The 11,474-nt window shown below is 61.8% G+C and carries 7 protein-coding genes and 1 pseudogene; 5 read left to right on the top strand and 3 right to left on the bottom strand.

Features of this window, described 5'->3' with window-relative positions:
- Positions 1–55 precede the first annotated feature (55 nt).
- Entirely contained in the window at positions 56–2,389 is a 2,334-nt protein-coding gene (locus tag BMZ42_RS04945) for a PAS domain-containing sensor histidine kinase (RefSeq protein WP_091519337.1), read from the top strand.
- A gap of 25 nt (positions 2,390–2,414) precedes the next feature.
- Here BMZ42_RS04945 and pdeM read toward each other — a convergent pair whose 3' ends face one another.
- Together pdeM and BMZ42_RS04935 are read right to left on the bottom strand one after the other, a co-directional pair.
- A complete protein-coding gene (pdeM, locus tag BMZ42_RS04940) occupies positions 2,415–3,131 on the bottom strand; it encodes a ligase-associated DNA damage response endonuclease PdeM (RefSeq protein ID WP_091519335.1) in 717 nt (238 codons plus the stop codon).
- Positions 3,132–3,157: 26 nt separating this feature from the next.
- A complete protein-coding gene (locus tag BMZ42_RS04935) occupies positions 3,158–5,656 on the bottom strand; it encodes a ligase-associated DNA damage response DEXH box helicase (RefSeq protein ID WP_244523155.1) in 2,499 nt (832 codons plus the stop codon).
- A 119-nt stretch (positions 5,657–5,775) separates the two neighbouring features.
- On the opposite strand from BMZ42_RS04935, the gene BMZ42_RS04930 reads away from it, so the two are divergent.
- Complete coding sequence (locus tag BMZ42_RS04930) at positions 5,776–6,786, top strand: ligase-associated DNA damage response exonuclease (RefSeq protein ID WP_091519333.1); 1,011 nt, start codon at positions 5,776–5,778, stop codon at positions 6,784–6,786.
- A pseudogene (locus BMZ42_RS04925) lies at positions 6,783–8,383 on the top strand (cisplatin damage response ATP-dependent DNA ligase). Before BMZ42_RS04930 ends, BMZ42_RS04925 begins: the two are co-directional and overlap by 4 nt.
- 9 nt (positions 8,384–8,392) lie before the next feature.
- Here BMZ42_RS04925 and BMZ42_RS04920 read toward each other — a convergent pair.
- Positions 8,393–9,388: a hypothetical protein gene (locus BMZ42_RS04920; RefSeq protein WP_091519331.1), complete on the bottom strand. Its 996-nt coding sequence runs from the start codon at positions 9,386–9,388 to the stop codon at positions 8,393–8,395.
- A gap of 188 nt (positions 9,389–9,576) precedes the next feature.
- Here BMZ42_RS04920 and BMZ42_RS04915 point away from each other — a divergent pair, with 188 nt between their 5' ends.
- Both BMZ42_RS04915 and BMZ42_RS04910 read left to right on the top strand, forming a co-directional pair.
- Positions 9,577–10,527 carry an NAD(P)H-dependent flavin oxidoreductase gene (locus BMZ42_RS04915; RefSeq protein ID WP_091519328.1) on the top strand — a complete coding sequence of 317 codons (951 nt, stop codon included), beginning with the start codon at positions 9,577–9,579 and terminating at the stop codon, positions 10,525–10,527.
- Complete coding sequence (locus BMZ42_RS04910) at positions 10,527–11,441, top strand: DMT family transporter (RefSeq protein ID WP_091519325.1); 915 nt, start codon at positions 10,527–10,529, stop codon at positions 11,439–11,441. The genes BMZ42_RS04915 and BMZ42_RS04910 overlap by 1 nt, the downstream gene beginning before the upstream one ends.
- Positions 11,442–11,474 lie beyond the last annotated feature (33 nt).

Below are 11,474 nucleotides of genomic sequence, written 5' to 3'. Positions count from 1 at the left end.
GATTCGGGCGTGCGGCGTTGCCGGATCTTCAGAGGGACAGATGGGGAGCCGTTTCATGGCCAAGGCGGACGCGTGGCACGCGCCCGAAGGGGATTTTTATGTCCGGCGCTCGGCAGCGCGGCGGGCTGGCCTTGGCATGACCGGACATGCGCGGATGATTGCCGCGCCCGCCTACAAGCGGTTGCTGGCCTCGGAACCCTATCTGCGACGTGTCATCCCGATCCTCATCGTGCTGTTTCTCATCATCGTTGCAGGAACACGCTTCCTGTCATTGATGGCCCAGCGTGACGACATCGAGCACTCCGCAAAGGGGTTGCTCAGCCTGGCCGCATCGCAAATTTCGCAGTCGCTGACGCTGACCGAAATGCGCGGTAGCAATGACCCCAACCGATACAACGCACTTACCGAAGACATGGCGTTTTCCGGTGCATTGACGAACCAGCACATAATTCTCGTCACAGACAGCGCGCTGAAGGTTCAGGCCGCGACGCCGGCAGGCGCGGGATGGGTAGGACGGTCGCTCGAAAGCTTCATCTATGGAGGGCAGCCCCTGTTCCTGTTCGGCGAGCGCGCCGGGGTGATGAATGTGCGCATCGGCGACCAGACATGGTACGCCGCGCTGGCACTGGCCGATGGAAGATCAGGCGCGGCTGTTGCGCTGATCAGGCAAGATGCAGTGTTTCAGGAGTGGCGAAAGACCGTCACGCTGAACATCACTTTGTTCGTGGCCACGGCTGCGGTGCTGCTGGTCATCCTCTACGCCTATTTCGGGCAGGCCGCGCGCGCCCGAGCTGCCGACAGGCTCTATCTTGAGGCGCATGAACGCGTCGATCTTGCCCTTGTGCGCGGCCGCTGCGGTCTCTGGGACTGGGACATGGTGCGCGGCAAGATGTACTGGTCGCCTTCGATGTATGAAATGCTGGGCTACGAGCCCTCCGACGCAATGCTGTCTTTCGGCGCGGTCTCCGAAATCATCCACCCCGATGATGGCGACCTTTTCGACATCGCAAACCGTATCGTCGCCCGTGAACTGACCCAACTCGACAAGATTTTCCGCATGCGTCATGCCGACGGCAACTGGACGTGGATTCGCGCCAAGGCGCAGGTCAGCGACCCGGATGCTTCCGAAATCCATCTTGTCGGCATCGCCATCGACATTTCCGAGCAGCGCACGCTGGCGCAGCTGTCGGAAACCGCCGACCTGCGTCTGCGCACCGCTATCGAGAGCATTTCGGAATCCTTCGTGCTCTGGGATGCCTCGCAACGGCTGGTGATGTGCAACTCCAAATATCAGCAGGACAACGGCCTGACGCCGCAGGATGTCGTGCCCGGCACATCGCGCGCATGGATCGAGATGCGCATGAGCGCTTTTGCAAACGAGCGTCGTCTGGCAAATCCCAACGGGCCTTCCGGCGGCGCTTCATTCGAGCGGCAGCTGGCGGATGGGCGCTGGCTTCAGGTCAACGAGTTGCCGACCCGCGACGGCGGCATGGTGTCGGTCGGCGCGGACATCACCCAGCTCAAGCAGCATCAGGCCAAGCTCGTCGACAGTGAACGCCGCCTGATGGCGACGATCCATGACCTCAGCCTTGCCCGCAAGGCAGAGGGCGAGCGCACGAGCGAACTGGTCGAACTGAACCGTAAATACATGAAGGAAACCGAGCGAGCCGAAGCGGCCAGCCAGGCAAAATCGGAATTCCTCGCCAATATGAGTCACGAGCTGCGAACCCCGCTGAATGCGATCATCGGCTTTTCAGAGATGATGCAGCAGGCCTATTTCGGGCCGCTCGGGTCTGACAAATACGACGAATACGTCAAGGATATTCACGCCGCCGGCGCCTATCTGCTCGGCGTCATCAACGACATCCTCGACATGGCCAAGATCGAGGCGGGGCAGTTTTCGATCGAGCGCGAGGGGATCGACCTCGCGCCGATGATCAGCGAAACCGTGCGCGTCGTGTCGCTGCAAGCCGCCGACAAGTCGATTACGCTGGAAACGAAAATCTCCGACTCGATGGTGCTTTTCGCCGATCGACGGGCGATCAAGCAAATTGTGCTCAACCTGTTGTCCAATGCGGTGAAGTTCACCGACCACGGCGGTCACATTTCCCTGCGCGCGCGCAAGGTCGCTGGCGCGATCATGCTGTCGATCGAGGACAATGGCTGCGGGATTCCGAAAGAAGCGCTCAAGAAGCTCGGCCGCCCATTCGAGCAGGTTCAGAACCAGTTCTCCAAGAACCACACCGGCTCCGGCCTCGGCCTCGCCATTTCGCGCTCGTTGGCGGAACTTCACGGCGGCGCGCTAAAAATCCGCTCGACCGAAAATGTCGGCACCATCGTCTCTGTTCGCATTCCGGTGCGCGACAAGCCGATCAGCAAGGCGGCATGAAGCCAGTTGCAGGAGTTGAGTGCGCTCAACCCATCCGCAAGCGGCCACCCGGAATGGCATAGACACGCACATTGCCAAGCATGTGGGCGATGAAGCGTTCCCAACGGAACAGGCCATGATAGGCGCGGTCAAGCACGTTGAGCGAACCGGTGAACGCACCGAAAGCGGGCATGATCAGGCGGTCGCCGTCAGCCGCAAAGCAGCGTCGGCGTACCGCGCGGCCACGCTGAATGACCATCGCGCCCGGATGAAGATGGCCGGCAATCTCACCGCTCTGAGCGCCCGCCGAAGGCTCGTGGCGGAAGCGCAAGCCGTCGATGGCGATTTCCTCGGCGACCATTCCCGGCAGACCGACGGGAGCCTGAGGATCATGATTACCGGTGACCCAGATCCAGTCGCGCCCCGTCATCAACGCGAGCAGCTTTTCGCGGTAGAAGCCGGGCATTCGCCCTGCCCCGCCATCGTCATGAAAACTATCGCCAAGACTGAGCACGGTGGAAGGGCGAAGATCGTCGATCACCGCAGCCAGCCGGTCGAGCGTCGCGCCGGTGTCGTAAGGAGGAAGCAAGCTTCCGCGCCGCGCGGCAGACGAGCCCTTCTCCAGATGAAGGTCAGAAACCACCAGCAAGTTCAGATGGGGCAGGAACAAGGCTCCGCGGGGATCGCACAGCGCAACCTGACCGGCGATGGTGATTTCTCCGGTGCGCGGTACAAAGCCTGACATGCGGTTCGCAACGTTCATTGCAATCTGGCCCTACGCCCTTCTCATCACGACATTGCTTCGCGGATCAGATCGTCCTCGACCTCCGACAGCAGCACGTCATCAGCCTCGCCCTTGACGCTTTCACGACCGATTTCGAGCATGACCGGAACCGCAAGCGGGGAAATCCTATCAAGCGGCTTATGCACGATATGGCCCCTGATTCGCGAGAGCATGTCGGCAAGTCTCCTGACATCCAAGAGGCCAGCAGCAGCGTCCGCACGCGTGGCATGCAGCAGGATGTGGTCGGGATCGTGAGTTCGCAGCACGTCGTAGATGAGGTCGGCGGAGACGGTGACCTGCCGCCCGGTTTTCTCCTTGCCGGGGTGACGCTTTTCGATCAGTCCGGAAATGACGGCGCAGGCGCGAAACGTGCGCTTGAGCATGTAACTTTCCGCCAGCCATGCGTCGCGATCGTCGCCCAGCATGTCCTCGTCGAACAATGCCGATAACGACAGTTCACCGCTGGCGATCATCGCGCCGAGATCGCCATGCGCCCATACACCAAGCGAATAGTCGGTGGCGACAAAGCCGAGCGGACGCGCGCCCGCGCGCTCCAACCGCCGTGTCAGCAGCATCCCCAATGTCTGGTGCGCCAGCCGCCCCTCGAACGGATACAGCACCATGTAAAAGCGCTTGCCGCGTGGGAAAGTCTCGACAAGCAGATCGGCGGCGTTTGGCAGCATCGACTTGAGCTTTTGCATCTCAAGCCACCCAGCGACCTGCTCCGGCAGCGCCTGCCAGCGCTTTGGGTTTGCCAGCATCGAACGCACTTCCGCCGCCAGATAGGTCGACAGCGGAAACTTCCCGCCGGCATAGGATGGCACCTTGGCGTCCTGCCCGGCGGCGTTGGAGACATAGACCTCGTTCTCGCGGATGCCTTCGAAACGCAGCATCTTGCCGGCGAACAGGAACGTGTCGCCATGCGTGAGGCTTTCGACAAAGCCCCCTTCCACCTTGCCAAGCGTCATGCCCCCCATCGCGCCACGGCGTCCGCCGCGCTTGATGAGCCGGACATTGAGCATCGCTTCTTCGACGATCGTGCCGACATTGAGCCGGTATTGCTGGGCGTAGCGGGGATGTGAGACGCGCCAAAGCCCCTCTTTGGTCTGGCGTATGCGGGCGTATCGCTCGTAACTGCGCAGCGCATAACCGCCAGTGGCAACGAAATCGACGACGCGCACGAAAATGGCCTCGTCGAGCCGGGCGTAGGGCTCGGCGGCGCGCACCTCCTGCCACAGCGCATGGGCGTCGAACGGTGCGGCACAGGCCATGCCCATGATGTGCTGCGCGAGGACGTCGAGCGCGCCGTCAATGAGGGGGGGCGTATCCTGCGCGCCAAGATAATTGGCCTCGAGCGCCGCACGGCACTCCAGCACCTCGAAACGGTTGGCCGGGACGAGAATGGCGCGGCTTGGCTCGTCCATACGGTGATTGGAGCGACCGATGCGCTGCGCCAGACGGCTGGCACCCTTGGGCGCGCCAACATGGATCACCAGATCGACGTCGCCCCAGTCGATGCCAAGGTCGAGCGTCGAAGTGGCGACGACGGCGCGCAGCGCATTAGCCTCCATGGCATTCTCGACGCGACGACGCTGGGCTACGTCGAGCGAGCCATGATGCAGCGCAATCGGCAATGTGTCGTCGTTGACGCGCCACAGTTCCTGGAAAAGAAACTCCGCCTGTGAGCGCGTGTTGACGAACAGCAGCGTCGTTCGGTGAGCCTTGATCGCCTCATAGACATCGACGATGGCATAGCGCGCCGAATGCCCGGCCCACGGCACGCGCTCTTCGGATTCCAGAATGGTGATGATCGGCTTTGCCCCACCGGCCACCGTGATCAACGCGGCCATATTTCCAGGAGGGTTCTGCGCCACCAGCCAGCGGCGCAGCGCATCAGGCTCGGCGACCGTTGCCGAAAGGCCGATGGTCTGGAGCGACGGCACCAGCTTGCGCAACCGCGCCAGACCGAGCGCGAGAAGATGTCCGCGTTTGGACGTGACGAGCGAGTGCAGCTCGTCGAGAACGACATATTTGAGATCCGCAAAGAAGCGGTCAGCATCCTTGGATGCAATCAGCAGCGCCAGCTGCTCAGGTGTGCTCAGGAGGATGTCGGGCGGGGCGAGTTTCTGCCGTTGGCGCTTGTGATGGGGCGTGTCGCCAGTGCGGGTTTCGATGCTGACGGGAAGCTGCATCTCTACAACCGGTCGCGACAGGTTACGCTCGATGTCGACCGCGAGGGCTTTCAGCGGCGAGATATATAGCGTGTGAACGCCGCGATGTGCTTCACCCGGTTTGCGCTTTGGCCGCATGGCAAGATCGGTCAGCGCGGGTAAAAAACCAGCCAATGTCTTGCCGGCGCCGGTCGGCGCAATCAGCAGCACAGACTGGCCCGCCTGCGCCTCTTGCAGCAGGGTCAACTGATGCGGGCGGGGCGACCATCCACGCTCGACAAACCAGCGGGTAAATATTTCAGGTAGCAGGTCGGGAGGCGATGGTGGGGTCACGCGACAAAGTTAGTGCGTGAGCTGCTGATCGCCAAGACCCGAGAGCCCATCGCGGACATTTCTGCGCATATTCTGCGCCGGGGTTTCCCTTGGGAGGACGCAAGCCTATCTATGATGGCATGCTGCCAAGCGACCTGCTTCACCCCCGCCCCGAAGGGCTTTACTGTCCGATCGGGAATTTCTTCATCGACCCGGTGCGGCCGGTGGAGCGCGCAGCAATCACGCATGGCCATGCCGACCATGCCCGCGCAGGCCACGGCCATGTGCTGGCGACGCGGCAGACGCTCGACATCATGGCGCTGCGCTATGGCGACAATTTCGCCACGACGACGCAAGTGGCGATGTGGCGGGAGCCGGTCACCATCAATGGGGTTACACTCACTTTTCACCCGGCTGGTCATGTGTTGGGATCGGCGCAAATTGCGGTGGAACATGGCGGGCTGCGCATTGTTGCGTCCGGCGACTACAAGCGCGCCAGCGATCCAACCTGCCAGGCGTTCGAACCCGTGGCGTGCGAGGTGTTCATCACCGAGGCAACATTTGGCCTGCCTGTGTTTCGTCACCCGAAAGCAAGCGACGAAGTCGGAAAGCTGCTGAAATCGGTGTCGCAATTTCCCGAGCGCGCGCATCTTGTGGGCGCTTATGCGCTGGGAAAGGCACAAAGGATGATCAGATTGATCCGCGATGCCGGCTACGACAAACCCATCTATATTCACGGCGCGATGGCACGGTTGTGCGAATATTATCAGAGCCAGGGGATTGACCTCGGACGGCTGGAACCTGCCACCGCCGACCAGCGCACGCGCGCGGATTTCGCCGGTGCGATCATCGTCGGCCCGCCCTCGGCCTTTACCGACAAATGGGCGCGGCGGTTTCCCGACCCGGTTTCGGCGTTTGCGTCGGGCTGGATGCGCATTCGCCAGCGCGCCAAGCAAGGCGGCGTCGAACTGCCGCTGATCGTGTCGGATCATTGCGACTGGGACGAATTGACAGAGACGATTCCCGAAACCGGCGCGAGCGAGGTGTGGGTCACGCACGGGCGCGAGGAAGCGCTGGTGCGCTGGTGCGAACTCAACAGCATCGCCGCGCGTCCGCTCCATCTCGTCGGCTATGAGGACGAGGCGGAATGAGGCGTTTTGCCGAACTGCTCGACCGCTTGCTGCTGACACCGTCGCGCAATGCCAAGCTGAAACTGATGCAGGATTATTTTCGCGAGACGCCCGACCCCGACCGTGGGTTGGCGCTGGCGGCGCTGACGGGGGAACTCTCATTTGCCGCGGTCAAGCCAGCCTTGCTGCGGGCGCTGATTGCAGAGCGGATGGACGCAGTGCTGTTTGCGTATTCGTATGATTATGTCGGCGACCTTGCCGAAACGATCTCGCTGGTGTGGCCTGCGCCGCGTGGGGCAACGACGAACGACACCGACATTTCGCTATCTTATGCGGTCGAGGCGCTGCACGGCGCGAGCCGGTCGGATGCGCCGATGGTGCTGGCCGGACTGCTCGACCGGTTGCAACCAGATTCGCGCTTTGCGATCATCAAGCTGGTGACCGGTGGTCTGCGGGTCGGCGTTTCGGCGCGGCTGGCCAAGCAAGCGCTCGCCGATTATGGCGAGGTCGATGTCCACGACATCGAGGAAATCTGGCACGGGCTGGAGCCGCCCTATGCCGGGTTGTTTGCGTGGCTGGATGGTCGCGCGGAAAAACCCGAACGGGCTGCGCTGGCGCTGTTTCGCCCGGTGATGCTGGCCAATCCGGTGCAGGACGGTGATCTGGAGAAGCTTGAGCCAAGCGATTATGCCGCCGAGTGGAAATGGGACGGCATCCGCGTGCAGGCGGTGGGCGAAGGCGGGCGGCGAAGGCTTTATTCGCGCAGCGGCGACGAGATTTCGGCGGCGTTTCCCGATCTGGTCGAAGCGATGGATTTTGCCGGCGCGGTGGACGGCGAGTTGCTGGTCGGGCGACCGCCGGAGCATGTCGGGACGTTTTCAGACCTGCAACAGCGGCTCAACCGCAAGAGCGTGGCCGCAAAGACAATCCGCGACTTTCCGGTGTTCGTGCGCTGCTATGACCTGATGCTTGACGGTGATGTCGATCTGCGCGCCCTGCCCTTCCATGAAAGGCGGGCGCGGCTTGAGGCATTCCTGCGCAACCTCGATCCGGCGCGGTTCGACCTGTCGCCGCTGGTGCCGTTTTCCGACTGGGCGCAGCTCGACACGATAAGGCTGGCACCGCCGCATCCGATCATCGAAGGCGTGATGCTGAAGCGGCTGGATTCAGCCTATGTGCCGGGCCGCCCGAAAGGACCGTGGTTCAAGTGGAAGCGCGACCCGCACATCATCGACGCGGTGCTGATGTATGCGCAGCGCGGTCACGGCAAACGGTCGGGGTTTTATTCCGACTACACGTTTGGAGTGTGGAAAGGCGATGCGCTTGTGCCGGTCGGCAAGGCCTATTTCGGCTTCACCGACGAGGAACTGAAGCAGATCGACAAATTCGTGCGCGACACACGGTGGAGCGGTTCGGGCCGGTGCGCTCGGTGCGCGCGGACGCCCAGCATGGACTGGTGCTGGAAGTGGCGTTCGAAGGGCTCAACCGCTCGACGCGGCACAAGTCCGGCGTGGCCATGCGATTTCCGCGCATTTCACGGCTGCGCTGGGACAAGCCGCCGAGCGAAGCCGACCGGCTAGAGACGCTGGAAGCGATGCTGAGCGATCCCGCAAGGTGAGTGTGGCAATCAGCGGGGGACTTTGGTGACGCGGATGGCATACACATCGACGCTGCGACCCGAGCCTTCAACATCCGGGTTGATGGCGATGGTGCCGCCTGCACCCGGATTGACGCGTGGCAGATCGATCTCGAAGAGGAACTCTTCCTCCGCCGCACCGACGCTATAGCGCTTGCGCCCGCAATCCCCCAATTCCCCCAGCGAGCATTCGACTGACATCTGGGTTTCCGCCCCGTCCTGGGCGCGCGCCACGATGTTGAAGACGACGCGGCTGCCAATGAGCGCTTGCAGGACGCTCTCACGCACGTCGAACAAAATCGGCGACCCGGATGATCCTGATGTGATACGAATGAAGGGGCCGTTTTCTTCCTGCATCAGCTCCGCGCGCGAATCTCCCGGCGCGGTGACCGTGGTCGCGTCGCTGGGCTGGAACACCATGATCCAGTCAGTCAGATCCTGCCCGGACAGCGGCGGCGGGGTGGCCCGTGTCTGCTCCTGCTCAGGCGAGAAATCTTCCGTGTCCATGGGCGGCGAAGTCGGGAATCCGGGATCAATCGGTCCGGGGGCGAAGAATAGCCAACCCCCAATACCGAGCAACGCGAGCACAACAAACGTGATGACAAGCGACAGCCAGGGGCGACGACGGCGCTGGCGCGGCGCATATTCGCCATAGGAAGGTGCCTCGACCTCTTCATCATAAGAAGGGCGCGACGTGCCGCGGCTCGCGTTCTCCCGATCGACGGCGACTTCAGGCGCGCGATTTCCTGCAGGAGATGGCGCGACCGCAGGCGCGACCGCCGGGATGAACTCAGATTCGATCTGCGATATCTGCGCCGACAGCATCTGCTTGCGGCGCATCGCGTTTTCGACCGTGGTCTGCGGATTCGCTTTCAGCGCGCGCTCAAGCGCAGCAAAAGCCGAACGATAAACCTTCTCGCGATAAGCTCGATCTGAAGCATCCCCTTTCTCAAAGGCTGCTCGTATCGCTTTTTCAAACGGATCCAACGGCTTGTCCCATCGTACTGGCTCTAGTTTTCCATGGTTAACCCTGTAACGGGATTCGTTCAATGACATCCGCACCCTGTCCAGAGCTTGCTATCGAGTAGGCCATGTGAAAATGCGGACTCCACATTCTGCAGCGATCAGGTAAAAAGTGACGTTTACGAAAACGTCAAAATCGGAGGACTTGCTTCATGGCACTGCCCGACATTCTCAAGACCAATCTGCGTATTCCCGTCGTGGCGTCGCCAATGTTCATCATCTCGCATCCCCCTCTGGTTCTGGAGCAGTGCAAGGCTGGCATCGTCGGCTCTTTTCCCGCGCTTAACGCTCGGCCCGAGGCCCAGCTGGACGAATGGCTGGCGCAGATGAACGAGGAACTGGCCTCGCACAACGCCAGCAACCCGAACCGGCAGGCAGCGCCGTTTGCGGTCAACCAGATCGTGCATAAGTCAAACAAGCGTCTCGACCACGATCTCGAGATGTGCGTGAAGTACAAGGTGCCGGTTGTCATCACCTCGCTGGGCGCAGTGCCGGAAGTCAACGATGCTGTGCACTCATACGGCGGGATTGTCCTGCACGACATCATCCATGACCGTCATGCGCGCAAGGCCATCGAAAAGGGTGCAGACGGGCTGATCGCTGTTGCAACAGGGGCTGGCGGCCATGCGGGCACCCTGTCACCGTTTGCGCTGATCCAGGAAATCCGCCAATGGTTTGATGGGCCGCTTCTGTTGTCGGGCTCGATTGCGACCGGTGGCGCAGTTCTGGCAGCGCAGGCGATGGGCGCTGACATGGCCTATATTGGCTCCCCCTTCATTGCCACCAAGGAAGCGCGCGCCGTCGATGCCTACAAGCAGATGATTGTCGACTCCACCGCCGCAGACATCGTCTATTCCAACCTTTTCACCGGGGTGAATGGCAATTACCTCAAGGGCTCGATCGTTGCAGCCGGCCTTGACCCCGACAATCTCGCAATATCCGATCCAACGAAGATGGATTTCGGCGGCGCGACAAAGGCGTGGAAAGATATCTGGGGGTGCGGTCAGGGGATCGGCGCAATCAAGGAGATCGCGGGGACGGCGGAATACGTCGAGCGCCTGATCGAAGAATATCAAGCAGCAAAAATGAAGCTCGCAGCCTGATGCAGCAATCTACCGCCCCGCAGCGTTACTCGGCGCGCGATGTCGTGATCTCGGTTGTCCTGATGATCGTCGCCTGCGCGCTGCTGGCTGGCACGACGCTGATTGCCAAGATATTGGGGTCGCCTAGCAGCGACAACCCGCTGCACCCGATGCAGATATCGGCGGGACGCTTCATGTTTGCGTTCGCGGCGCTCACACCCCTGCTTTTATGGAAGCGCCCGTCTTTGCGAACCGCGGTGTGGGGAAACCACATCATGCGCGTTCTGTTGGGCTGGGCGGGTGTGACATGCATGTTCGCCGCGTCGTCTGCGATGCGGCTGGCCGACGCGACAGCCATCTCGTTCCTCAATCCGATCGTCGCGATGATGCTGTCGATCCCGCTTCTGGGTGAACGTGTCGGCCCTTGGCGATGGGTCGCAGCGGCCATCGCATTCTCCGGCGCCGTCATTCTGACCGAACCCGGCACCGAGGCATTTCAGCCGATTGCGCTTGTGGCACTGACGGCAGCGGTGTTTCTGGGCGCGGAAACCATCCTGATCAAGAAGCTGGTCGACAACGAACCGCAGCTGCGCATCCTGGCCATCAACAACTTCATCGGTGCCTGCCTCGCGCTCACGGCAGCTTCCTTTTTCTGGCGTCCTCCGCTGCCGGAACAATGGTTGCTGATGGCTGCGCTGGGCGTGACCATGGTGTGCGTGCAGGCATTGTTCATTCAGGCGCTGAAACGCGGCGACGCCAGCTTCGTGACGCCGTTCTTCTACACGACGCTGCTGTTTGCCGGTTTCTACGACTTCCTCGTGTTCAACGCCCATCCGTCAACCGCAGGGCTCATCGGCGCGACCCTGATCATTCTCGGTGCGATGACAATTGCCTGGCGTGAACGCGTGGCGCGAAGGAAGCAACCTTCAGTCTGACTACCGCTGACAGGAACAGGGCCGACTTCACGC

Source organism: Aquamicrobium aerolatum DSM 21857 (genome assembly GCF_900113935.1).
Taxonomy (GTDB): Bacteria; Pseudomonadota; Alphaproteobacteria; order Rhizobiales; family Rhizobiaceae; genus Aerobium; species Aerobium aerolatum.
This window is presented reverse-complemented; position numbering and strand designations above follow the sequence as displayed.